24 protein-coding genes, 1 tRNA gene and 1 pseudogene are annotated in these 22,981 nt (G+C 31.6%); 8 read left to right on the top strand and 18 right to left on the bottom strand.

What is annotated here, in order from left to right:
- Window positions 1–144 (top strand): annotated as a pseudogene (locus B3J26_RS14960) (IS982 family transposase); the annotation flags it as partial.
- Between the two features lie 109 nt (window positions 145–253).
- Complete coding sequence (locus B3J26_RS14700; protein WP_291074972.1) at window positions 254–1,087, top strand: alpha/beta hydrolase; 834 nt, start codon at window positions 254–256, stop codon at window positions 1,085–1,087.
- A 50-nt stretch (window positions 1,088–1,137) separates the two neighbouring features.
- On the opposite strand, the gene B3J26_RS14695 is transcribed toward B3J26_RS14700, so the two are convergent.
- Both B3J26_RS14695 and B3J26_RS14690 read right to left on the bottom strand, forming a co-directional pair.
- The gene (locus B3J26_RS14695) at window positions 1,138–1,635 is read right to left on the bottom strand and encodes a GNAT family N-acetyltransferase (protein ID WP_291074970.1); all 498 of its coding nucleotides are present in this window, start codon (window positions 1,633–1,635) and stop codon (window positions 1,138–1,140) included.
- Window positions 1,636–1,662: 27 nt separating this feature from the next.
- Window positions 1,663–2,124, bottom strand: a complete 462-nt coding sequence (locus B3J26_RS14690; RefSeq protein WP_038336414.1) for a DinB family protein — start codon at window positions 2,122–2,124, stop codon at window positions 1,663–1,665.
- Window positions 2,125–2,258: 134 nt separating this feature from the next.
- Here B3J26_RS14690 and B3J26_RS14685 point away from each other — a divergent pair, with 134 nt between their 5' ends.
- The 4 genes from B3J26_RS14685 (at window position 2,259) to B3J26_RS14670 (ending at window position 5,155) form a co-directional block, all read left to right on the top strand.
- Window positions 2,259–3,359, top strand: coding sequence for an Mrp/NBP35 family ATP-binding protein (locus B3J26_RS14685; protein ID WP_114998705.1), 1,101 nt, complete (start codon window positions 2,259–2,261; stop codon window positions 3,357–3,359).
- A gap of 14 nt (window positions 3,360–3,373) precedes the next feature.
- Complete coding sequence (locus B3J26_RS14680; protein WP_114998704.1) at window positions 3,374–3,664, top strand: NifU family protein; 291 nt, start codon at window positions 3,374–3,376, stop codon at window positions 3,662–3,664.
- A gap of 109 nt (window positions 3,665–3,773) precedes the next feature.
- Window positions 3,774–4,544, top strand: coding sequence for a DUF3108 domain-containing protein (locus B3J26_RS14675; RefSeq protein WP_291074968.1), 771 nt, complete (start codon window positions 3,774–3,776; stop codon window positions 4,542–4,544).
- Between the two features lie 17 nt (window positions 4,545–4,561).
- The gene (locus tag B3J26_RS14670) at window positions 4,562–5,155 is read left to right on the top strand and encodes a hypothetical protein (RefSeq protein WP_280050732.1); all 594 of its coding nucleotides are present in this window, start codon (window positions 4,562–4,564) and stop codon (window positions 5,153–5,155) included.
- A gap of 7 nt (window positions 5,156–5,162) precedes the next feature.
- Here the strand turns inward: B3J26_RS14670 and aat are convergent, their stop codons facing one another.
- Together aat and B3J26_RS14660 are read right to left on the bottom strand one after the other, a co-directional pair.
- The gene (aat, locus tag B3J26_RS14665; RefSeq protein WP_114998700.1) at window positions 5,163–5,795 is read right to left on the bottom strand and encodes a leucyl/phenylalanyl-tRNA--protein transferase; all 633 of its coding nucleotides are present in this window, start codon (window positions 5,793–5,795) and stop codon (window positions 5,163–5,165) included.
- A gap of 82 nt (window positions 5,796–5,877) precedes the next feature.
- Window positions 5,878–6,249 carry a DUF3127 domain-containing protein gene (locus tag B3J26_RS14660; protein ID WP_019976879.1) on the bottom strand — a complete coding sequence of 124 codons (372 nt, stop codon included), beginning with the start codon at window positions 6,247–6,249 and terminating at the stop codon, window positions 5,878–5,880.
- 117 nt (window positions 6,250–6,366) lie between these two features.
- Between B3J26_RS14660 and B3J26_RS14655 the strand changes: the two genes are divergently transcribed.
- A tRNA-Leu gene (locus tag B3J26_RS14655) sits at window positions 6,367–6,448 on the top strand.
- Between the two features lie 345 nt (window positions 6,449–6,793).
- Entirely contained in the window at window positions 6,794–6,997 is a 204-nt protein-coding gene (locus tag B3J26_RS14650) for a CsbD family protein (protein ID WP_038336421.1), read from the top strand.
- 45 nt (window positions 6,998–7,042) lie between these two features.
- Here B3J26_RS14650 and B3J26_RS14645 read toward each other — a convergent pair whose 3' ends face one another.
- From B3J26_RS14645 to nadA, 14 genes are all read right to left on the bottom strand, one after another.
- Window positions 7,043–8,167 (bottom strand): GNAT family N-acetyltransferase, encoded by a 1,125-nt coding sequence (locus B3J26_RS14645; protein ID WP_280035407.1) that lies wholly within the window; start codon window positions 8,165–8,167, stop codon window positions 7,043–7,045.
- A 46-nt stretch (window positions 8,168–8,213) separates the two neighbouring features.
- Complete coding sequence (locus B3J26_RS14640; RefSeq protein WP_291074965.1) at window positions 8,214–8,735, bottom strand: DUF4833 domain-containing protein; 522 nt, start codon at window positions 8,733–8,735, stop codon at window positions 8,214–8,216.
- A 48-nt stretch (window positions 8,736–8,783) separates the two neighbouring features.
- Entirely contained in the window at window positions 8,784–9,386 is a 603-nt protein-coding gene (locus B3J26_RS14635) for a hypothetical protein (RefSeq protein ID WP_114998695.1), read from the bottom strand.
- 3 nt (window positions 9,387–9,389) lie between these two features.
- Window positions 9,390–10,028 (bottom strand): VTT domain-containing protein, encoded by a 639-nt coding sequence (locus tag B3J26_RS14630; protein ID WP_125349579.1) that lies wholly within the window; start codon window positions 10,026–10,028, stop codon window positions 9,390–9,392.
- A 49-nt stretch (window positions 10,029–10,077) separates the two neighbouring features.
- The gene (locus B3J26_RS14625; protein WP_180905395.1) at window positions 10,078–10,749 is read right to left on the bottom strand and encodes a DedA family protein; all 672 of its coding nucleotides are present in this window, start codon (window positions 10,747–10,749) and stop codon (window positions 10,078–10,080) included.
- A gap of 9 nt (window positions 10,750–10,758) precedes the next feature.
- Window positions 10,759–11,124 (bottom strand): YraN family protein, encoded by a 366-nt coding sequence (locus tag B3J26_RS14620; RefSeq protein WP_125349580.1) that lies wholly within the window; start codon window positions 11,122–11,124, stop codon window positions 10,759–10,761.
- Between the two features lie 10 nt (window positions 11,125–11,134).
- The gene (upp, locus tag B3J26_RS14615; RefSeq protein ID WP_291063567.1) at window positions 11,135–11,770 is read right to left on the bottom strand and encodes a uracil phosphoribosyltransferase; all 636 of its coding nucleotides are present in this window, start codon (window positions 11,768–11,770) and stop codon (window positions 11,135–11,137) included.
- The gene (locus tag B3J26_RS14610) at window positions 11,757–12,713 is read right to left on the bottom strand and encodes a S66 peptidase family protein (RefSeq protein WP_291067016.1); all 957 of its coding nucleotides are present in this window, start codon (window positions 12,711–12,713) and stop codon (window positions 11,757–11,759) included. Before B3J26_RS14610 ends, upp begins: the two co-directional genes overlap by 14 nt.
- Before the next feature lie 82 nt (window positions 12,714–12,795).
- Complete coding sequence (locus tag B3J26_RS14605; RefSeq protein ID WP_291074962.1) at window positions 12,796–15,306, bottom strand: TonB-dependent receptor; 2,511 nt, start codon at window positions 15,304–15,306, stop codon at window positions 12,796–12,798.
- Window positions 15,307–15,727: 421 nt separating this feature from the next.
- Window positions 15,728–18,187 carry a TonB-dependent receptor gene (locus B3J26_RS14600; RefSeq protein ID WP_291074961.1) on the bottom strand — a complete coding sequence of 820 codons (2,460 nt, stop codon included), beginning with the start codon at window positions 18,185–18,187 and terminating at the stop codon, window positions 15,728–15,730.
- A 464-nt stretch (window positions 18,188–18,651) separates the two neighbouring features.
- The gene (gene nadC, locus B3J26_RS14595; protein WP_286501097.1) at window positions 18,652–19,515 is read right to left on the bottom strand and encodes a carboxylating nicotinate-nucleotide diphosphorylase; all 864 of its coding nucleotides are present in this window, start codon (window positions 19,513–19,515) and stop codon (window positions 18,652–18,654) included.
- Window positions 19,515–20,405, bottom strand: coding sequence for a hypothetical protein (locus tag B3J26_RS14590; RefSeq protein WP_291074959.1), 891 nt, complete (start codon window positions 20,403–20,405; stop codon window positions 19,515–19,517). The genes nadC and B3J26_RS14590 overlap by 1 nt, the downstream gene beginning before the upstream one ends.
- A complete protein-coding gene (nadB, locus tag B3J26_RS14585; RefSeq protein WP_280037874.1) occupies window positions 20,405–21,970 on the bottom strand; it encodes an L-aspartate oxidase in 1,566 nt (521 codons plus the stop codon). Before nadB ends, B3J26_RS14590 begins: the two co-directional genes overlap by 1 nt.
- Entirely contained in the window at window positions 21,970–22,974 is a 1,005-nt protein-coding gene (gene nadA / locus B3J26_RS14580) for a quinolinate synthase NadA (RefSeq protein ID WP_291047825.1), read from the bottom strand. Before nadA ends, nadB begins: the two co-directional genes overlap by 1 nt.
- Window positions 22,975–22,981 lie beyond the last annotated feature (7 nt).

Raw genomic sequence — 22,981 nt, 5'->3', positions numbered from 1 at the left:
TTAATGATTACAGGTAATTATGTTAAAAGCTTTTTAGGGTTTAAAACAAGGATACTAGCAAAAACACTAACCCTTCCTATTATTCAATCAATAAACAGAAACCAAAATAGAAATATTAACAACTTAAAAATTAATATTACCTAAATGCACTACGGGTTAATTTAAGAAAGACTACTAATTTTTTAGTGGTCTTTTTTATTAAATAGAAAATCAACTCTTCATGATTTTTGTATATTTGATAAAACACTTTAATATGAAATATATGAAATCGATTTTTAACTACTTATTAGTTGTAATCTCTATTAGTTTTTTGACATCCTGCAAAAACTCTAATCCCGTTGTTTATGACGATCCTATTCCGAAACACGAAACATTTACAATTGATTCTAAAATTCTAAATGAAAAACGAGTTATTAATGTTTGGGTTCCAAAAGAATATTCGACTTCTCAAGATTCATTATACGTTTTGTATATGCCAGATGGCGGAACAAAAGAAGATTTTCCACATATTGCAAACACATTGGACAGTTTGATTATTTCGAAAAAAATTAAACCAGTTATTTTAGTTGGTATAGAAAATATACAACGTCGCAAAGATTTGAGTCCCCCAACCGAAAATGAAGAAGACAAAAAAATAGCCAATTTTGTGGGAGGTTCGAATGAATTTAGAAGTTTTATCAAGGATGAATTATTTCCTGAAATCACGAAAAAGTATCGCACTCAATCCCAAAAAGGGATTATTGGCGAATCGTTGGCTGGATTATTTATCATGGAAACTTTTCTGAAACAACCCGAAATGTTTGATTATTATATTGCAATTGATCCTTCACTTTGGTGGAACGATCAAAAAATGTTATTGAATTCAAAAAATGATTTAGCTAAATTTCCTTCAACTCCAAAAAAGTTATGGTTTGCAGGATCTGGAGCAAGTGATATTTTACCTTATACAGATGATTTGAAGAATATTTTGACGCAAGAAAAACTTCCAAATCTACAATGGAATTATTCTCCAGAACCTAAAGAAGAACATGCTACAATTTACAGAGCAACTAAAGAAAAAGCATTGATTTGGAGTATTGGTAAATAAAATTTATCTGATAAATAAAAAACCCTCACTTCAAATGAAGTGAGGGTTTTTTATGCGATTCGTTTTCCTAAAATAGTTAAACTTCTTTCTATTCCGTCTAAAATTGCAATATTGGGATAATTTCCCCAATCTTCGAAACCAAAATGCTTGAATAATTTCAAGCTCGGTTCATTATGCGAAAAAATAAAACCTAAAATCGTTTTGATTCCAAATTCTGGTGCTTTCGTAATGCTATATTCCAACACTTGTTTTCCTAAACCTTTTCCACGTTGCGCTGCATCTAAATAAATGCTGATTTCCACAGTTGCATCATAAGCTGGTCTTCCATAAAAAGATTGAAAACTTACCCATCCTACAATTTCTTTTGCTTCGTTTTCTACAACCCAAAGTGGTCTTTTTTCGGATGAATGTTCTTCGAACCATTTTACTTTACTTTCGACCGAAACTGGTTCTGTATCGGCAGTTACTAATCGCGAAGCTATTGTCGAATTATAAATTTCTGTTATTTTTTCTAAATCGCTTCGTTTAGCATCTCTGTATGTTAACATCTAAATTTTTAAATTTTATTCTCAATTTTAAAAAGGAATATTCTTTTTCATCGCCATCATATAACCCAAATGCATTGCTTCGTGAATGTTATTGTACAATATTGCATCTTCAATCGATTCTAACGTCATGCCGAAACTTGTTTTATATGATCGATAATACGATAGTTTTTCTGAACGATAATCCTTGAACATCTGCATTGGTGTACTTTCCAACATTTCCTTCAATTCTGTCACATCTTCTTCCGTTACTTCCGTATTTCCGATTGTTCCTTTTTTATACTTCTGAATAAACTGAATATCGACCAACATCCTATTATCGGTTAAATAATAATGGATCAATTGTTGTGTTGCCAAAACATGAGCCGCATTCCAAAACAAATTGTTTTTATAGCCAACAGGTATATAAAGTAGTTGTTTCAGAGAGTGTTGTTCAAGCTCATCAATAATCTGTTTTCTTATATTCGTCAGATAAATAATATGCTCTTCCATAGTCAGATTTAAAGTTTAAATATACATCAAATTAAGTCTATTTATCAAATTATAAAGCAAAACAATTAAAATCACGTTTTTAGATTATTTAAAGTCTTTGATTCTTCGTAATTTTGTCGCATTAAATTTAAAAGATGGCTTACACAAGAGATCAAATATATCAAGTATTAGAAGAATTGGGTATTCGCAATTGGATGCGTAACGCTCAAGTGATGGGAAATGATATTATTTTGGATATTGTTTCTCCTTCGCCTGCAATGCACGAACGCAAGCGTTTGGAAATTGCGTTGAAAAATGCATTTAAAGAAAATTTACCTGAGTCAAATCTTAAACTTAACATTTCTGTTGAAGTTGAAGAAAAAAATCCGAACGAAATCAAAGGTTCAGAATTACCAGGTGTTAAAAATATTATCGCTGTAGCATCAGGAAAAGGTGGTGTTGGTAAATCTACTGTTTCATCAAACTTAGCAATTAGTTTAGCAAACATGGGATTCAAAGTTGGTTTATTAGATGCTGATATCTACGGACCTTCTATGCCAATTATGTTCGATTGTCAAGATGCTCGTCCATATTCTGTAGAAGTTAATGGAAAAACGAAAATAAAACCAGTAGAAGCTTACGGAATCAAGTTATTATCAATTGGATTTTTTGCTGATACAGATCAAGCAATTGTTTGGAGAGGACCGATGGCTGCAAAAGCATTGAATCAAATGATTCGTGATGCACATTGGGGAGAATTAGATTTCTTATTAATCGATTTACCTCCAGGAACAGGTGACATTCATTTATCTATCGTACAACAAGTTCCAATTACAGGAGCAGTTGTGGTTTCTACGCCTCAAAATATTGCATTAGCAGATGCTAAAAAAGGAGTTGGAATGTTCCAAATGGAAGCGATTAATGTTCCAGTTTTAGGAATTGTAGAAAATATGGCGTATTTTACACCAGAAGAATTACCTAACAATAAATATTATATCTTTGGACAAAATGGTGCAAAGAACTTAGCAGAACAAATTGGTGTTCCTTTCTTAGGCGAAATTCCAATTGTACAATCTATTCGCGAAGCTGCTGACGTTGGTCGTCCAGCTGCAATGCAAGAAGATACTGTTGTGGCTAATGTTTACAAAGAAATTGCACGTAACGCAGTACAAAGTTTAGTAGAACGTAACAATACTTTGCCTCCAACAGAAGCTGTTCGTATTACAACGATGGCAGGTTGTTCGGCAAAAAATTAAAAAAGTAAAAGATCATGACTCCAGAAGAAAAATATTCAGAAGTTGAAAAGGCCTTAACTGAAATTAGACCATTCTTAAATTCAGATGGAGGCGATATCGAATTAGTATCTGTAGAAGATAATATTGTAAAAGTTCGCCTTACAGGTGCATGTATAGCATGTTCTGTCAACCAAATGACCTTAAAGTCAGGTGTTGAAATGACCATCAAAAAATATGTTCCAGAAATCGTTTCGGTTATCAATGTTTCAGATTTTGAAACTTCAACTGAAGCAGATCAAATATCTTCACTAAAAGAAGAAAATTAGAATATCATTAGATTCTCATAAATTAAAACGCCTTTATATCAATTTATAAAGGCGTTTTATTATTTTTGGCAAACAATTTGAATCTTAACCTCAAAACCAAAAATTCAAAATGAAAAAATATATTTTATTTTTTACTTTTATTGTCCTTTCATTTGCATTGCCTTTAAATGCTCAAAACAACTACAAAGTTGGCGAAAATCTAAAATTTAGAGTTCATTATTCTGGATTGAATGCAGGATATGCATCAATTGATGTAAAAGAAGCTACTTTGAACGGAAAAAGTCATTTTCATATCGTAGGAAAAGGAACTTCTACTGGTGCTGTGCGTGCTTTTTTTAAGGTAGATGATAATTACGAATCGTATATTGATAAAACAGATTTGAAACCAACAAAATTTGTTCGAAATATTGTAGAAGGAAGTTACAAACGTCATCAAATCTATTATTTTGATCATGCCAATAGAAAAGCAAAAGTTGAAAATAAACGAGATGGAAAAGTAACGACAGAAACAATTCCGTACGATGCGCAAGATTTACTTTCTGCTTTTTACAGTTTACGTAATACCAATCATGCCACTCTTAAAACAGGAGATTATTTGAACGAAAATATTTTTCTTGGTGACGAAACGCTAAAATTTCGATTGAAAGTTTTGGGACGTGAAACCTTAAAAACAAAATTCGGAAAAATTGCGGCAATCAAAATTCGTCCATACGTACAATCTGGTCGTGTTTTCAAAGAATCAGAATCGGTTACGATGTGGATTTCTGACGATGATAACTTAGTTCCATTAAAAATAAAAGCTGGTTTATTAGTTGGATCGTTAAATGCAGATCTTAACGAGTATAGCAATTTAAAATATCCTATTACTTTTACGAAGTAATATTCTTGATCATTAGCATGAAGAATGTATTAATTCTTTTAGTCATAGCATTCATTACGATTGGAGCTTTAAAAATTTTCAAAACTGAAAAATCTCCAATTACAATAAATCTTCAACTTGAAAAAAAATCTTCAACAAAATTGAATAAGCATTCTTATGGTTGGATATTAGATCAGATAAAAGATGATGACTTAATTATTTCATCAGATTCTGTCATTGTAAATGATTATGAAGTGAAAATAGATATCCAAAATACCGAAAAAAAAGAGATATATCTATGGATGATGAATTGTTCTTGGGATCAAAATTTCGAAATCAATAATAATTATATTCAATTTTATAATCAAGGATGTGATAAAAATTCGCCTCAACTTTTCAAGATTGCACCTAATTCAAAAATTACATTAAAAGGAACTTTACGAAAAGATTTAAAGTTTCAATATGGTGATGATAATTTTGACAATGAAGTAAAACTTACAAAAATAGGTTTAATTATTATCGATGATATTTATAATCCAAAACTAAAAATGTTTGATTATGACTTAAATATTAAAGATAAAAGCAAGCATAAAATTATTTGGAGTAATGGAATCGATTTACTTGACAATTAGTAAAATTTTATTTCTCCAAATATTCCAAAAAAACATCACTCGGAATTTCCATTGCACCCAAACTCGCTAAATGTTCGGTATAAACTTGACAATCGATCAATTTATATTTCTTGTGGTATTTTGCAACAAATTGTATAAAACCAGCTTTGGAAGCATTGCTCACTTTCGCAAACATACTTTCTCCACAAAAAACATCGCCCATATCAATTCCATAAAAACCACCAACCAATTCGTCGTTTTGCCAAACTTCAATACTTTTAGCGATTCCCATTTCATGTAACGTACAATATGCTTCGATCATATCATTTGTAATCCACGTTCCGTCCTGATCTTTTCTATACGCTTGCGAACAATTTGTAATCACTTCTCGAAACGCTTTATTTTCTGAATACGTAAATATTTGATCTCGAAAAACTTTCTTCATCGATTTCGAAACATGTAAATTTTCTGGAAATAAAACAAATCGATCTTGTGGAAACCACCAAATAATTGGATCTTCTTCATTAAACCAAGGAAAAATTCCTTTCTGATAAGCCAAAATTAGGCGTTCTGGCGAAAGATCTCCTCCAACAGCTATAATTCCCTCGCTATTCACTTCATCGTAATCAGGAAAGATTAAATCAGAACTTAACCAATACATATCGTTTTGTGTATAATTTATATAAAATTAAAAAAACGTGTCCAATAAAGAACACGTTTAGTATTAATTGATGTTTTTTTACTTAGAATGGTAAATCATCATCATCTCCATTAGAAAAAGTATCAACTGGAGGCGCTGGTGCAAAATTATCGTAACCTTGAGGTGCTTGTGCAGCTGCATTCGCCATATTCTCAATTCTCCACGCTTGGATTGTATTAAAATATCTTGCTACTCCTTCTGGATTAATCCACTCACGACCACGAATATTGATAGAAACTTTCACTTCATCACCAGGTTTGTAAGCATTCAACACATCAGTCTTATCTTGTGTAAGCTCAATTAAAATATCTTGTGGATATTGTTCTTGCGTTGTAACAACAAATTCTCTTTTCTTGAAACTTGCAGTAATATTTTGAGTTTCAAATACTTTCTTAATTCTTCCTGTAATTTCCATTTTTGTAAAAGCTTTGTACAAATTTAGAATGTAAAAAAAGATTAAAAAAATTTTATTTCGAAATTTTGTTAGAAAGAAAACTTGTGTATATTTGCAATCCAAATCGGTGAGATTTTAGCGGGCGTGGTGGAATTGGTAGACACGCTAGACTTAGGATCTAGTGCCGCAAGGTGTGGGAGTTCGAGTCTCCCCGCCCGTACAACAAAAAAGACTTTGAAAATATTTTTCAAAGTCTTTTTTTATGATTTATTGTTTTCTAACGATTTATAATATTTTTTATAAATTTAGATAATTATTTGGTTACAAGTTGTTTGGTATGTATTCGAAAAGAAAAAGAAATTTGAAATCTGGAGGGAGAACTATCCCCATTTTTGAATTTATAGTGGTTGTAATTATCATCATTATTTTGATTTACTTCGCAGTTTTCTGAGGAAATTATTCTTCATTTTTTTTAACATTAATTTATAATTATTCCATTATCTATGGTTTAATATTTGTTCTTTATAGATAACAAATCTATTAACAACTTATAAAACAAAAAATTATGGACAAATTAGAATTAGAAGGAAAATGGAATCGAATCAAAGGTGCTGTAAAACAAAAATATGGTGATTGGTTTGATGATGACAAAGTTTATGCTGAAGGAAAATACGATGAAGTTGTAGGTAAAATTCAGGAAAAAACAGGAAAATCTAGAGAAGAAATTGAAAGTACAATCAAAGATTGGAAAGAAGACAATCAAGATTAATTATTATTTCAATTAAAAAGGTTAGGACAAAATCCTAACCTTTTTTTATGCTTCTATATTTTTATAAAATGTTTTTCGTCGCTTGTGAACAACAGGATCAAAGTTTTTCCATAATTGTTGCACTTTTGTATTTTCCTCAAGCAAAGGGTTCGTTTCTAAAGTTTTAATCCCTCTTGCTATAAATCGATCATAAAGTTCTTTAAAAATCAAGGCATTTACACCTTTATTTTGATAATGAGGATCAATTCCTATCAAATAAAATTCGACATGATCGTTCTTTTTTTGCGCTTGCATCAAATGCCACCAACCAAATGGAAACAATTTTCCTTTCGTTTTCTGAAATGCTTTCGAAAATGAAGGCATTGTAATCGCAAAAGCAATCATTTTGTTGTTTTTATCTTTTACACACGAAATAAAATCAGGATGAATAAATTTTAGATATTTCTTTTTGTAATGTTCAACCTGAAATTTTTCTATCGGAACAAAACTTTGCAATTCTGCATACGTCACATTCAACAAATCGAACATCTCATCTACGTAAGGTAACATTTCGTCAATTGTATCAAATTTATACGTATCTATTTCGTAACGTTTTTTGAGCATTTCACACAATTTATCCATTTGCTTTACCTTGCCCAAATTGGCAATATCAATAGAATATTCTAACCACTCGGCTTTTGGTTGATAACCTAATTCTTGCAAATATATTGGATAATATTCGTAATTATATAAACCGATCAAAGTGGCAACTTTATCAAATCCTTCTGTTAATAATCCAGCTTTATCCATATTCGAAAATCCCATCGGACCTTCTATATAACTCAGTTTATTATTTTTAGCAATGTTTTCAACAGTTGTTAATAAAGCTTTCAGAATGTTAATATCATCTTTAAAAACTAACCAACCAAACCGAATTTTAGTCTTTCCAAGTTCTTTTACTTCGGTCCAATTAATAATCGAAACAATTCGTCCAACTACTTCTTTTCCTTTGTAAGCTAAAAAATAGTTAGCTTCAACCGTCTCAAAAATTGCATTATTTTTATCAAAACTTGCGAGTTCATCTTTCTTTAAAGAAGGCACCCAATACGGATTATCTTTATACACTTCAAAAGGTAAATCGACAAATTTCTTCATTTCACTTGGCGTATTCACCTCTCTTACTTCGATCATATGCTATTAAATTGCGTCTTACAGATTCTAATTTAGGGAGATTTTTTTAGAGAACAATTTTCTCTTCTACAGATTTTCCGTTTTTATCTTTTCCGTAAAATAAAATATAATCAAGCTTTACGGAGATTCCAGCCGTTCCTTTCTTCTGTTTTAAGAAAACACGATTCAGTGTTATCAACTTGTTATTAACAGTTGTTTGAACAATTGGATTTTTTTGAGAATCAAGCTTAAGCGTTAATTTTTGAGTTGGATAAGAAACCAATGTCAACTGAAAAACATTCTTTTCAATTTTCTTAATATCTAAACCATATGCCAATTTCTTTTGTATAGAAGTCAAGGGCTTTTTTGAACCATCTTCGGCATAAAGAATACGATAAATATCAACTGGATTATCATCATCTAAAATTCCTTTGCTCGAAAAAATAGCATCGTAAACAAACGTATTTTTATTGTCGTTGTGTTGAATGTAAAATAATCTATTTTCTGATTTTGGAGGAACAGGATAACCTTGTTGTGCATTTACAACAAAAGAAAAAAGGATAGAACAAATAATTAATAGGTTTTTCATTGATTGATATTTTTAAAAATAGAAGATAGGAATTATTTGAATGATTATCTAAATCCAAATAAAAAGTTTCGAAACTTTTACTTGTTCAATATTATTTTGATCAAGAAAATCTTGCGGAAATTTGATTAAATCTGAAATTGGAATAATTTCATCATTCTGAATAAAATTATATTTACCATGACCAGTTTGATATTTAGAACTTTTATTAGAAACTTCGTGATTGATTTCAATCATTTCATCTTCTAAATCAATAGTAATTTCTGATTCTTTTTCTACAACGAACAAAACCTTTTTATTCCTGAAAAAATAAATTTCTCGCTTAGATTCATGTAAGAGATGATTGTAAGTATTGGCAACTGGAATGGTAAAAACAAAGAATAGTATCAAAAAAATCATTCCAATAATTATGTTAGTTAAAATGAAATCTGTCACAAACAATAATTGATAAGCTATAAATAAAAAAGTAAGACAAAGAATTGCAAAAAGAATCATATTAAAAACTGAAATATAGCTTAAAAAACCAATTTTGACGCGAATAACTTCATCATTTTCGTGTTTATATTCTTTTTGAGACTCAATGATAAATAAAATAATTGGTAAAAAGATTATCAACAAAAGTAAGATGATGAAAATCGAATTTTCTGTACTCATTTTTTATTTTTTTATTTTCTCTTTGACGAATTCTACAATAATTGGAACCAAAGAAAACACAATAATTGCCATTACGACAATTTCGAAATTGTTTTTGATAAATGGAATTGTTCCAAGGAAATAGCCAGCCAATGTAATCCCGAAAACCCAAATTGTTCCTCCGATAAAATTATATTTGATAAATGTGCCATAATGCATTTTAGAAATCCCTGCAACGAAAGGTGCAAGCGTTCTTACAATCGGAACAAAACGTGCAATTACAATGGTTTTTGAACCATATTTTGTAAAGAAATCTTCGGTCTTTAGTATCGCAGAATCTTTAATAATTCGTTTACCGAAAATTTTAGCTGTGACTAATTTCGTTCCTAAGGTTTTCCCAATCGTATAATTGACTGTGTCGCCTGCAATTGCCGCGATCCAAAGTAAACCTAATACGATATAAATATTGAGTTGAGCTGGAAAAGCCGCAGCTAACATCCCTGCTGCAAATAAAAGCGAATCGCCAGGTAAAAAAGGCATGACAACCAAACCTGTTTCGATAAAGATTAAGAGAAATAAAATCAAGTAAAACCAATGTTGATAATCATTTAAAATGGTTTCTAAATATTTATCGATATGTAGAATATAATCTAAAATTTCCATGATTTAAAGGTATAAAAAACTCGACCGAAGTCGAGTTAAGTTTTTATAGTTATTCTTGTTCAGCTACCTTTTTTTTGCCGAACTTTTCTTTGATAATTTCCACTAAAATTGGAAGTACAGAAGCGATTGTTATTCCTAAAATTACTTTAGAAAAATTATTTTGAACCCATTCTATATTTCCTAAAAAGTATCCAATAAGTGTTAAACCAACAACCCATAACACGGCTCCAATTACGTTATATGTAATGAAAATAGAATATCCCATTCGTCCGATTCCTGCAACAAAAGGCGCTAAAGTTCTTACAATTGGTACAAAACGAGCAATTACAATGGTTTTTGAACCGTATTTTTCGTAGAATTCGTGCGTTTTATTGATATGTTCTTCTTGGATGAAATTTTTACCAAAAATCTTAACCTTAGTTGCTTTATAACCAACTTTTTTCCCGATGGTATAATTCAACGTATCACCGAGAATGGCGGCCACTAAAAGAATTGCAATCATAATCCACACATTCATATCATTTGTTTCTTGCGCAGCCAACATACCTGCTGCAAACAACAGTGAATCTCCAGGTAAAAATGGCATCACAACCACACCTGTTTCCACGAAAATGATTAAAAATAAAATTGCATAAAGCCACAAACCATACTCATTTGCAAACTCTGCTAAATGCTGGTCGATATGCATAATAAAGTCAAAAAGACTCATAAATACTTCCATAAAAGTTGATTAAATTTCCGAAGCATTAAATGCATTTTTGATATGATTTACGCTCCAAGATTGTTGTTTTTTTAAAAGTGCTAAAATATCAAATCTTACCTCAGAAATAAAATTATTTTTCTGAATAAAATCATCTGCGGCAAGAATTAACAATTTCTTCTTCTTTGTGTTAACAGAACTTTCTGGCTCGGCAACATAATTTGAAGTACGACTCTTAACCTCTATAATAACAATCTCATTTTCAAATTGAGCAATAATATCGATTTCGGCTTTTCTGAAAAAATAATTTCGAGCCAATATTTTGTATCCATTTTGGATTAAATAATTAACAGCAAAATCTTCTGCTTCTTTTCCGAAATCGTAACTAATACTCATTCAAAAAAAATTATTTTGTTCCGTACAAACGATCTCCAGCATCACCTAAACCTGGAACGATGTATCCATTTTCATTCAATTTTTCATCCAAAGCAGCCAAGAAAATTGGAACTTCTGGATAAACATTTTGTACCGCTTCCACTCCTTCTGGACAACCTACTAAACAAGCCAAACGAACAGATTTCGCTCCTTTTTCTTTTAGAATTTCAATTGCTTTGATTGCAGAACCTCCTGTTGCTAACATTGGATCAACCAAAATTACATCCCGAGAATCTAAATCAGTTGGGAGTTTACACAAATATTCAACTGGTTGTAATGTATCATGATCGCGGTAAAGCCCAATATGACCAACTTTAGCGGTAGGAATTAATTGATGAATTCCTTTTACCATTCCCAATCCTGCACGTAAAATTGGAACGATAGTCATATCATTTCCTTTTAATTTGTAACCGATTGTTTTGGTAATTGGCGTTTCAACTTCTACTTCTTCAAGCTCGATGTTACGTGTAATTTCGTAACACATCAAACCTGAAATTTCGTCTACTAATTCACCAAATTCTTTCGTTGTTGTGTTTTTATCACGCATTTGCGTAATTTTTGCTTTTACCAACGGGTGAGAAATGACTGTTAAATTATCTTGTTTCATATATGTTTGTATAATGATGCAAAGTTACATTATTTGAAGTAACATTTAGCTGAACTTTTGCACCCATTTTTAGCGCAACATTGTGACCTGTATGCCCTGCAGGAAATCCGAAAGCTACTGGAATATTTATTTTTTTTGTAAAACTATGAATGACTTCATACGTTTTTGGATCGAATGGATGATTGTAGTTATCAGCATTTTCTTCTTCCGTATCCATGTGCGTAAAGTTTCCTAAAATAATTCCTTTTACATGAATAAGAATTCCGTTGCGTTTAAGATTCATCAACATTCGATCAACAGCATACCAATTCTCGAACCAATCTTCTAAAAATAAAATCTTATCCGAAGGATTTGTAATCGCAGATTCGCTCCCCAAAAGTGAATACACAATCGAAAGATTTCCGCCAATTAATTCTCCTTTTGCTTCGCCTAAATTATTATAAGTATGTGATTGAATTTCGTAATTAATTTCATGTCCAAACAATGCTTCATAAACACTTTGATAAGATGTTGGATGATATTCGGTATTTGCTAATTTCTTTGCTGTAACACCGTGTATTGTTTGAAAACCTAATCGATTAAAATGATTGTGAAAAACAGTGATATCAGAATAACCAATTATCCATTTTGGTGATTTTTTGAAATTTGTTAAATCTAATTCATCAATAATTTTCACAGAACCATAACCTCCTCTAGCACACCAAATCGCTTTAATTTCAAAATCATCCAACGCCCACTGAAAATCTTCTGTTCTCATTTCATCTGTGCCTGCATATCGATAACCAAAATCATATTCGGCATAAATATTTTTCCCTAAAATTGGAACTAATTTCCAAGATTTTATGAGCTCAATTGTTTCTTCTAATTCTCCTTTGAGCATTCGCTTTGCAGGAGCTACTATTGCTATTTTATCCCCTTCTTTTAAAAAATCAGGCTGAATCATTTTACAAATTTTCATCAAAGGTAAACACAAAAAAAAAGACGAACTATAAAAGTTCGCCTATTTATTATTTATAAAATTTATCTTAGAAATTATAAGTTACACTTGCATTCCAAGTTCTTCCATTCCCCCAGAAGTAACCGTAGTTGTCTTTACGAGAAATGTATTGATCATTGAATAAATTGTTGATATTTCCTCTAAATTTAAGTGATTGACTGTTTGTAATTTTAAATTTATAAGACATTCCTAAATCTACCGTTGCGTATGGATCGATAGGAACATTAACATAAGTTTTTCCAGCAATTGAAGCTTTAGCAGCATCAATTAAATCAACATTTTCAAAAACACGAGCAAAATAGTTAAAGTTTGTATCAAAAGACCAAGCACGAGTAATATTTACTCTAGTTCCCATACCAAACGTAAATTGTGCTGCATTACCAACATAAGCATCTAATGATTCTTTTCTGTTTTCATAACCAGGAACTAATGCTTGTGTATCTGTATCTTGAACTTGGAAATTATAAGCTCCAGTGTATTTCCAGTCACCATAAGATGTATAACCTGTTACAGTCCAAGCATGAGATATTTTTGCTTCAAAATCTGCCTCTAAACCTTTGTGAACTTCAGATAAGTTTGTTGCAATGAAACGAACGTTAGCATGGTTATCTCCATTAGCATCGACAAAATCTTGACCAGAATAAGTCATCGATCTATTATCCCATTCTGTATAATAAGCATTAAGATTTACTCTTAATGTACGAGATTTATAACGGTAACCAGCTTCAATACTTTGTAAAATTTCGTTGTTAACTGGTAAGTCTTCTACATAATTTACAGTATTACGAACAAAAATATTATTTAAATATGGTTGACGAGAATATTTCCCAACATTAGCAAAAATACTATTTTCACTATCTATATTGAAAGAAGCTCCAGCTTTTAAGTTATATCCAATTTTAGTACGCTCCCCTGAGTAAGCTTTACCATTTTTAAATTTGATTCCTTGTGCAGCTGCTGTTTCTGCAGTATAGTTCCAGTTATCATATTTCTCATACTCTTGCCAAGATAATGCTCCTTGGAAGAAAGCAGAAAATCTTTCGTTAGAATATTCAGCTTGTCCAAAAAATCCTTGATAATTAATACGCTCTGAATTATCAAAACCTATTCTTTCTGAATGTTTAGCTTTATTAAACAATGCATTCCAAGGACTTGCACTGAATGTTTTTGTAACTTCGTATCCTGCTGGTCTACTAACATTAACATTTCTTACATCAGTACGAGCTCTAGCGCCTAATAAATTATTTAATTGTTGATAATGCTCTCCTGTATAAAAACGAATATCTGTACCTACATTAAACGTTAAACCTTTCTTTGTATCAAACGTAAGATTAGATACCGCTCCATACCAGAAATGATTATTAACTGAAGAAGCTAATACTGTACCATTTCTATACCCATCAGAAATACCATTTTTTAACGTTGCGTTATTTGCATAAATATTTCCCCAATTATTCTCTCCATTATTTGTGTAACCACCTCCTGGAGTATAACCAATTCCGTTACCAGCATTACCTACACTTCCACCAGTACCTGTTGAAGCGTAAACTACTGTAGATAACGATAAGTTTTCATTAATCGTAAAATCCCAGTTTAAATTAGCAACTGGTTTATGATAATAATTTGTACGTGCAGACATTGCCTCTCCATTGTAAAAACCATAATTAGAATTACCTTTTCTTCCAGTAATATCATAACCTGGTTTTGTTACAACACCATTTTTATCACGTTCAGACACCATTGGTTTAGAGTAATTCTGATCGTGTTGTTGTGGTGCACCAAAAATCATTAAGTTGAATGTATGACGATCATTTGGTTTAAATCCAACAGAAACAAAGTAAGATTGTCCTTTACCTTCTGTACCACGAGCAAAACTTCTGTGAGCTGACCAATTATCAAAAACAAAAGAAGCTCCCCATTTGCCTTTCATACCTGTATTATATCCTACAGTTTGTTTTTGGTAAGAATCATTTCCTGCGAAATAACGTACAAATCCTCCTTCTTTTTTATCTGTTGCTTTTGTTACTATATTTACAGTTCCTCCAATAGAAGAAATTGCTAACTTAGATGATCCTAAACCTCTTTGTGCATCAATTACAGTTGCAATATCAGAAACTGATTGCCAGTTAGACCAATATACACTTCCGTTATCCATTCCGTTCATTGGTTGACCATTCAATAAGAAAGCAGTATTTGATTGATCAAAACCACGCATATACATTTTTGCATCTCCAAAACCTGAAGCTTGGTCTGCAATATAAATAGATGGCGAATTTTTTAATAATTCTGGAAATTCAACATTTCCTACACCTTTATCCAAAATTTGCTCCCTTGTAATAACTGTAGAAGCAACTGGTGTTTTACGATTTTCTGTAACGTCGATTACACCTTTACCAATGATTAATGTTTCACTTAAAGATACATTTTCGTCTTGTTCAACCTTTGTAGAATCTGTTGGTTCAACAACTTGGGCGAAAGATAATGATGCCATTAAGGCAAAAGCTCCTACAAGTAAAAGCTTAGTTGAGTTTAACCTCATCTTTTGAAATAGTTTAAATGTTTACCGCTGCAAAGGTGAGGTGTATATTTGTTAAAATAACTACAAATGTTATGTAAATTAAGAATATTTATTACTAAAAAAATAATTTTAAATTATTACAATATTTTTCTTAATATTTTATTAATATGAAAATCTAATTAAAATGAAATTACTAAAAAATAAACATTTTAATTATTTATCAAAGACAGACTAAACAAACAATAACACTTAAAAAACATAATATGTATAATAATTCATTAATAACTGAATATATATTCTTAAAATGAATTTATTTAGATTTAATATAAATAAAATTTTAAGATTTTATTAATTAAATCTAAATAAATAAGTCACAATACTTCATAAAAAAAGTGGACTTATTACTAAGTCCACTTGAATATGTTAAGAAATTTAATTCTTATTAGAAGTTATAAGTAACACCTGCATTCCAAGTTCTACCTACTGCATATCCGTATCCATTTCTATCAATTCTACTCATATATTGATCGTTGAATAAGTTACGAACGTTTCCTCTAAATTTAATAGATTGTTTACCAAACTTAAATTCATATGCTAGACCTGTATTAACACGAGCAAAAGGAGCTACCTTTTGTTCTTGATAGTTACCTTTAGCAGCATTAATAACACTTGGATCTACTTGCGCATATACACGTGCGTTGTACATAAAATCTACATCCCAATATAAATTTCTTGTAAAGTTTACTTTAGTTCCCATACCAAAAGTTAATTGAGCAGCTTCACCTACGTGTACTCCTGTTAAATCAACATTTTTAGTTTCAATAATCTCGTCTGTATCAGAATACATTTTTTGATATGGTGTTGATCCGTCATATTTCCAATCACCATAAGAAGCGAATCCATATAAACCGAATACCTGAGATACTTTCGCATCAAAATCAATTTCAACACCTTTATGTATTTGTGTTACATCACTATAAGATGTAAAAATTGGTCTTTCTAAACCTGCAACAGTTGCACTACTTGTAGTAGATAAGAAACGATTTGCCCATTTAGTATGATATGCATTAATGTTAACTCTTAAACTTTTTGTTTGATATTTGTAACCAACTTCCAAACCTGTAATTTCTTCGTTCTCTACTTTTGGATCACGTAAATTAACAGTATTGTAATCAAAAATATTATCTAAAAATGGTTGACGTGAATAACGACCTGCGTTAGCAAAAACGGTATTCTCCTCGTTAATATTAACAGATAAACCTCCTTTAACATTCCATCCAAGTTTATTCACTTTTTCAGAAGCTGTTTCAACTCCATTATAATTCCAAGAATCAAATTTTTGATAGAATTGATTAGATACGGCACCTTGCACAAAAACTGTAAAAATATCATTAGAATATTCTACTTGTCCAAATCCTCCTTGATAATTAATATCTTCAGAATAATCTCTACCTACTCTTTGTCCTTTCTTAGCTGACTTGAATAAAGCAGACCATGGATTTGTGCTAAATGTATCAGCATCTGTAACAGTTACAACTTGACCTAATTTTGCAGTTCCATCAACTTTAGTATAATCTTGCCAAGATTTCAACCCGAACATTTTGTTCATTTGTTGGAAATGGTTTCCATGATAAAAACGAATATCAGCTCCTAAATTAAAGTTCCATCCTGTTTTTGTATCATAGTTTAAGTTTGTTACACCTCCATACCAAAAGTGATTATTAACCGATGTTCTTATTGCAGCTCCCCTACCAGTAGTTCTGTTAGGATTAGCCGCTGTTGGTGTATTAAAAAAACCTCCAGCTCCATTTACAGAAGCATTAATAGATTCGAATTTATCAAAATCAACTAATCCCTCTTTTGTATTAGCAGAACTTGTAGCTACTCCAACTCCAGAAGTACCTCCTCCTGTACCTGTAGAAGCATAAAGAACTGTTGATAAATTCATATTCTCATTAATATTCCAATCCCAGTTTAAGTTAGCTACTGGCTTGTGGTAAAAGTTAGTTCTTAAATTTTCCCCCTTACCATTGAAGTACCCGTAAGTTGTATTATACTTGTTTCCATATCCAAACTTTTCTGCAGTTTCCCATTGCTTAACACTTTTAGTAGAATAGTTTTGACCATGTTCTTGTGGCGCTCCAAAAATCATAAAGTTAATGTTATGACGATCGTTTGGTTTATATCCAACAGAAACAAAGTATGCTTGTGAATTTGCATCTGTCCCTTGAGCCCATGATCTGTGCATAGTAGTTTGGTTAAATAAGAAAGATGCTCCCCATTTACCTTTCATTCCTGTGTTATATGAAACTGTAGCACTCATGTAACTATCGTTACCTGTGTTGAATCTTACAAAACCTCCTTGTCTTTTATCTGTAGCCTTAGTTACCATGTTTACAGTACCTCCTACAGAAGAAATAGCCAGTTTAGAAGATCCTAGACCACGTTGAATTTGAACTTGATTTGCAACTTCAGTCATTGCAGACCAATTAGACCAATACAAGTTACCATCTTCCATACCATTGATTGGCTGCCCATTCAATAAGTAAGCTGTGTTTTGGCTACTAAACCCACGTAAAAACATTTGAGAATCTCCAAAACCTCCCGCTTGTCCAGAAACATAAACAGAAGGTGTAGTTGTAAAAATCTCAGGAAAGTCTACGTTTCCAACAGCTTTATCTTCAATTGTAGCTTTTGTAATTGTAGATACAGCAACTGGCGTTTTACGATCCTCTACGATATCGATAACTCCTTTACCAATGATTAATGTTTCTCCTAAAGATACGTTTTCGTCCTGTTCAACCTTTGTAGAATCTGTTGGTTCAACAACTTGGGCGAAAGATAATGATGCCATTAAGGCAAAAGCTCCTACAAGTAAAAGCTTAGTTGAGTTTAACCTCATCTTATGAAATAGTTTAAAAGTTTACTTCCGCAAATTTCTATACTTTAAATGAGATTATTGTTAAATAATGGTAAAATTTTATAAAATCAATTAACATCTTAAATATTAATTATTATATTTTATTCAAAATAATCAATATATTATCAATATTGTAAATTAGCTCTTGTATTCGTATAAAGTTTTAAAGATTATTTAACATTTTATCAAAAATTAACATAACGAAAATGTTAATTTTTAACATTAATTATCAGCATTCGCTGATTTTTTTCAGAAAAAAGATAAAAACTCAAGAAAAAATTAATTATTTAGAATCAGTATTAATAAAATTAAATTCAATAACTTTTTTATTTATAAGCTAATACTAATAAATTTTCAAAACAAATTATTTAAATACAATACAACTAACGTTAAAACTTGTTGTATTGTATTCTTAATCATAAAAAAGAATTGAAATGTTAAAGAAATCAAGCCTTAACAGCTTTCAAACTTAAATCAAAGTTGGGAGCAGAATGAATAATCGCACCAGAAGAAATAAAATCAACACCAGTTTCGGCAATTGCGCGAACAGATTCTTTTGTAATTCCTCCCGAAGCTTCTGTTTTTACTCGCCCATTTATATATTGAACAGCTTCTTTCATCGTTTCAAGCTCAAAATTATCCAACATAATAAAATCAACATTTGCCTCCAAAGCTTCTTTTACCTCATCCATATTACGCGTTTCCACTTCAATTTTAAGATGTAAATGATGTTTTCCCAAATAATCTTTGGTTTGCGCAACTGCTTTAGTAATATTTCCACAGAAATCGACATGATTATCTTTTAACATCACCATATCGTATAATCCAAAACGATGATTTTCTGCGCCCCCAATTTTAACAGCCCATTTTTCTAACATACGAAAATTAGGTGTTGTTTTGCGTGTATCCAAAATTTTGGCATTTGTTCCGCTTACCAATTCCATCATTTGGTGTGCATAAGTCGCAATACCAGACATTCGTTGCATACAATTCAACGCTAATCGCTCGCAAGTTAAAATTGATTGTGAAGCCCCTTTTACTTTGAAAGCTATATCACCAAATTGAACTTTATCGCCATCATTTATATATTGTTCTATTTTTAAAGATGGATCAAACGTATCGAAAATAATTTTTGCTAATTCAATTCCAGCAATTATTCCGTTATCTTTTACTTTCAGTTCTGCTTCTTGAATTGCATCATACGGAACCGACGCTAAAGTTGAATGATCGCCATCGCCAACGTCTTCTAAAAAAGCTTGACGAATAAAAAGTTGTAATTTTTCTTGTGTGATATATGGAGGAAAATTCATTATCTATATGTTAAGGATGCAAATTTTGATTGATTAAATTCTTTCTTGGTTTTGTATTCATAATATTCAGCCCAAGTACCGTTTTCTTCACGCACAACTGTAATCAACACTTGTACTGAAGGATCATTTTCGAAGAAATTTTTGATTTGAAGTTTATATTCTTTGTCATCAATTTTTCCTTTTGTAATATCAATTGCTCCAGATTTGAACGCCGAATCAAAAGCAGTTGCATAAGGATCAATAGAAGCCATTTCGAAAAGATTAGAAAACTTTCCTAAATAATATTCTCGACTTCCATTATTACCAAAAGTTGTTAAATTAAATTCTTTGTCAATTCTTACTTCAATCGTTTCTTCATCAGTTTTTAAAGTAAACAATACACGATTTTCTGAAGGGAAAGTTTCAAAATCATTATTTTTTTCTGCCGATTCGTAACGTAAAGGCATTGTATATTTCATCGCAACCGCTTTTCCATCAACTCCTTTTGCAGGCGTTATTTTCAGATTAGCTCGTTCCATTTTATTGTTCAACAAAACTAAACTCGACAATGCTACACTATTAAAAATTGGATTTGAACCATCAGTCGAGACATCATCAAAAATACCATCTTCATTGATTTTAAAACCTAATTTAGATTGAGCAGTTTCGATATGAAGATAATCAGCAATATTAGAAAAGAATGAAATTTGAGTTTGAATATCTTGATTCAAATTTTTGTTCATACAAGCCTGTAGTTCGCTATTCTCTTTGAGATTTTCGCAACCAAAATAAACAACAGCTTTCTTAGCTTCTTTACCAAAAGTCAAACTTACGTTTTGTTTTTCTTTCGAATTTTGAGCAAAAGAAAAACTTATTGCAAAACATGCAACGAACAGAAATAATTTCTTCATTAATTAAAATCTTTGTTATAAAAAGTTCCTCGATTTTCTTTTTGATTGATACTTTGCTCAATGATTAAATGTGCGACATCAACCAAATTTCGAAGTTCTAAAATTTTAGGCGAAACAATCGTAAAATAATAAATTTCTTTGACCATTTTCTCGATTTCATTGATACGATTTTGTGCAATTTGCAAACGATTATCACTTCGTACAATTCCAACCAATTCGCTCATCATCGCTTGTAATTGTTTGCGTAAATAAGAAATCAATACTAATTCTTCTTGCACTTTCATTCCTTCTTCGTTCCATTCTGGAAACTCAAAATTATAAATCGAAAATTGATTATCATTTAATAAGTCGACCGTTTTCAACGCTGCACGATGACCAAAAACCATCGCTTCCAACAACGAATTCGAAGCTAAACGATTTGCACCATGTAAACCTGTATTAGAACATTCGCCAACCGCAAACAAATTCTCGATAGATGTTTTTCCTTCTAAATCTACATCAATTCCACCGCACAAATAATGCGAAGCAGGAACAACCGGAACCAATTCGGTAAACATATCGTAGCCTTCGGATTTACATTTTTCGTAAATATTAGGGAAATGTTCCAAGAATTTTTCTTTCTCTAAATGTCGACAATCAATATAAACATAATCATCTCCGCGCAATTTCATTTCGTTGTCAATCGCACGCGCCACAATATCACGAGAAGCCAATTCTTCACGTTCATCATATTTGTGCATAAACAATTCGCCATCTTTCGTACGCAACTTCGCACCAAAACCACGAACTGCTTCCGAAATCAGAAATAACTGTCCATCAAATTCGCTATAAAAAGCTGTTGGATGAAACTGAATAAATTGCATTCCCGAAACGGTTGCTTTCGCACGTCGAGCCAACCCTATTCCATCGCCAGTTGCAATGATTGGATTCGTCGTATTTTTATAAACATGACCAACTCCGCCTGTTGCTAACAAAGTTACTTTGGCTAAATGTTGCTCAACTTTATCGGTATTCAAATCTAAAATATATGCACCAAAACATGTTATTTTATCTGTATTATCTTGACGAAGATGATGTTCTGTAATTAAATCAACTACGAAATGATGTGTTAGCATTTTGATATTTGGGTAAGATTTTATTGCTTCGAGCATTGCACGTTCAATTTCCCAACCCGTAATATCTTTGTGATGAACGATTCGGTTTTCGGTATGACCTCCTTCTCGACCTAAATCATAAATCCCCTCATGATTTTTATCGAAACGAACACCCCAATCAATAATTTCATTGATGCGTTCTGGCGCTTCTTTTACGACAACCTCAACCGCTTCTAACTTACACAAACCATCTCCTGCACGAAGTGTATCTTCGATATGTTTTTCAAAACTATCCTTTTCGAAATCACTTACCACAGCAACTCCACCTTGTGCATATTTTGTATTTGTTTCGTCTTCGTTTGCTTTTGTTACAATTGTAATTTTTGCATCGGGATAACGAATCGCAATTTTCAGCGCATAAGAAAGTCCGGCAATTCCAGAACCAATGACTAAAACATCTTGAATAGCCATTATTTTATTTTTTCTGATAAATCTAACATTCTATTAATTGCAGCTAATGCTTTCACTCGCAATTCTTCTTCGATTTGTATTTCTGGCAATTCATATTTCATGCACAGATATAATTTTTCTAATGTGGATAATTTCATGTAAAAACATTCAGAACAATTACATGATTCATCTTGAACCAAAGCTGGAATTAATGTTTTATTCGGAGCAAGTTTTTGCATTTCGTGTAAAATTCCTTCTTCCGTTGCAACAATAAATTCTTGCGCATCATTTTCTACCACATAATCTAACAAACGAGAAGTAGAACCAATAAAATGTGCAAACTTCAATAGATCTTCTTGCGCTTCTGGATGCGCAATTAATTTTGCATTTGGATGATCAGCCATTTGCTGCGCTATTCTTTCCAATGAAAACGCTTCGTGTACGATACAAGCGCCGTCCCACAAAATCATTTTGCGATTACAAACTTGATTTAAGTATCGACCTAAATTACGATCTGGCGCAAAAATAATTTCTTGATCTTCTGGCAACGAATTAATAATCGCTTCCGCATTAGAAGAAGTAACAATAATATCTGATTCCGCTTTAACACCCGCATCACAATTGATATAACTCACGACAATCGCATTTGGATGTTGCTCACGCAAACCACGTAAACCTTCTGCCGAACAAGAATCTGCTAAAGAACAACCCGCTTTTGTATCGGGTAAAACAACTTTTTTAGAAGGGTTCAAAATCTTTGCAGCTTCTGCCATAAAATGAACACCACAAAAAACAATCATATCAGCTTCAGTTTTTGCAGCAGCACGCGCCAATTGTAACGAATCACCTAAATAATCTGCTAAATCCTGAATTTCTCCTGACTGATAATAATGCGCCAAAATCATTGCATTTTTCTCTTTGCGTAATTTATTGATTTCCGCAATTAAATCAGTTCCTTTTGGAATTTCAACATCCAAATAACCTTTATAATCTAACTTTTCTATCGCTTGTTCTAATGTATTCATTTGTGAG

The sequence above is a fragment of the Empedobacter sp. UBA5987 genome (assembly GCF_002429865.1).
Taxonomy (GTDB): domain Bacteria; phylum Bacteroidota; class Bacteroidia; order Flavobacteriales; family Weeksellaceae; genus Empedobacter; species Empedobacter falsenii_B.
This window is presented reverse-complemented; position numbering and strand designations above follow the sequence as displayed.

Coding starts and splice junctions, on each gene's coding strand:
- B3J26_RS14630 (WP_125349579.1), bottom strand. CDS start 10,028: ATGGAAATTTTAGATTATATTCTACATATCGATAAATATTTAGAAACC.
- nadC (WP_286501097.1), bottom strand. CDS start 19,515: ATGAATTTTCCTCCATATATCACACAAGAAAAATTACAACTTTTTATT.
- nadB (WP_280037874.1), bottom strand. CDS start 21,970: ATGGCTATTCAAGATGTTTTAGTCATTGGTTCTGGAATTGCCGGACTT.
- B3J26_RS14695 (WP_291074970.1), bottom strand. CDS start 1,635: ATGTTAACATACAGAGATGCTAAACGAAGCGATTTAGAAAAAATAACA.
- B3J26_RS14600 (WP_291074961.1), bottom strand. CDS start 18,187: ATGAGGTTAAACTCAACTAAGCTTTTACTTGTAGGAGCTTTTGCCTTA.
- B3J26_RS14650 (WP_038336421.1), top strand. CDS start 6,794: ATGGACAAATTAGAATTAGAAGGAAAATGGAATCGAATCAAAGGTGCT.
- B3J26_RS14660 (WP_019976879.1), bottom strand. CDS start 6,249: ATGGAAATTACAGGAAGAATTAAGAAAGTATTTGAAACTCAAAATATT.
- B3J26_RS14680 (WP_114998704.1), top strand. CDS start 3,374: ATGACTCCAGAAGAAAAATATTCAGAAGTTGAAAAGGCCTTAACTGAA.
- B3J26_RS14620 (WP_125349580.1), bottom strand. CDS start 11,124: ATGAGTATTAGTTACGATTTCGGAAAAGAAGCAGAAGATTTTGCTGTT.
- B3J26_RS14625 (WP_180905395.1), bottom strand. CDS start 10,749: ATGGAAGTATTTATGAGTCTTTTTGACTTTATTATGCATATCGACCAG.
- B3J26_RS14610 (WP_291067016.1), bottom strand. CDS start 12,713: ATGATTCAGCCTGATTTTTTAAAAGAAGGGGATAAAATAGCAATAGTA.
- B3J26_RS14690 (WP_038336414.1), bottom strand. CDS start 2,124: ATGGAAGAGCATATTATTTATCTGACGAATATAAGAAAACAGATTATT.
- B3J26_RS14685 (WP_114998705.1), top strand. CDS start 2,259: ATGGCTTACACAAGAGATCAAATATATCAAGTATTAGAAGAATTGGGT.
- B3J26_RS14640 (WP_291074965.1), bottom strand. CDS start 8,735: ATGAAAAACCTATTAATTATTTGTTCTATCCTTTTTTCTTTTGTTGTA.
- B3J26_RS14645 (WP_280035407.1), bottom strand. CDS start 8,167: ATGATCGAAGTAAGAGAGGTGAATACGCCAAGTGAAATGAAGAAATTT.
- nadA (WP_291047825.1), bottom strand. CDS start 22,974: ATGAATACATTAGAACAAGCGATAGAAAAGTTAGATTATAAAGGTTAT.
- upp (WP_291063567.1), bottom strand. CDS start 11,770: ATGAAACAAGATAATTTAACAGTCATTTCTCACCCGTTGGTAAAAGCA.
- B3J26_RS14605 (WP_291074962.1), bottom strand. CDS start 15,306: ATGAGGTTAAACTCAACTAAGCTTTTACTTGTAGGAGCTTTTGCCTTA.
- B3J26_RS14700 (WP_291074972.1), top strand. CDS start 254: ATGAAATATATGAAATCGATTTTTAACTACTTATTAGTTGTAATCTCT.
- B3J26_RS14670 (WP_280050732.1), top strand. CDS start 4,562: ATGAAGAATGTATTAATTCTTTTAGTCATAGCATTCATTACGATTGGA.
- B3J26_RS14675 (WP_291074968.1), top strand. CDS start 3,774: ATGAAAAAATATATTTTATTTTTTACTTTTATTGTCCTTTCATTTGCA.
- B3J26_RS14590 (WP_291074959.1), bottom strand. CDS start 20,405: ATGAAGAAATTATTTCTGTTCGTTGCATGTTTTGCAATAAGTTTTTCT.
- aat (WP_114998700.1), bottom strand. CDS start 5,795: ATGTATTGGTTAAGTTCTGATTTAATCTTTCCTGATTACGATGAAGTG.
- B3J26_RS14635 (WP_114998695.1), bottom strand. CDS start 9,386: ATGAGTACAGAAAATTCGATTTTCATCATCTTACTTTTGTTGATAATC.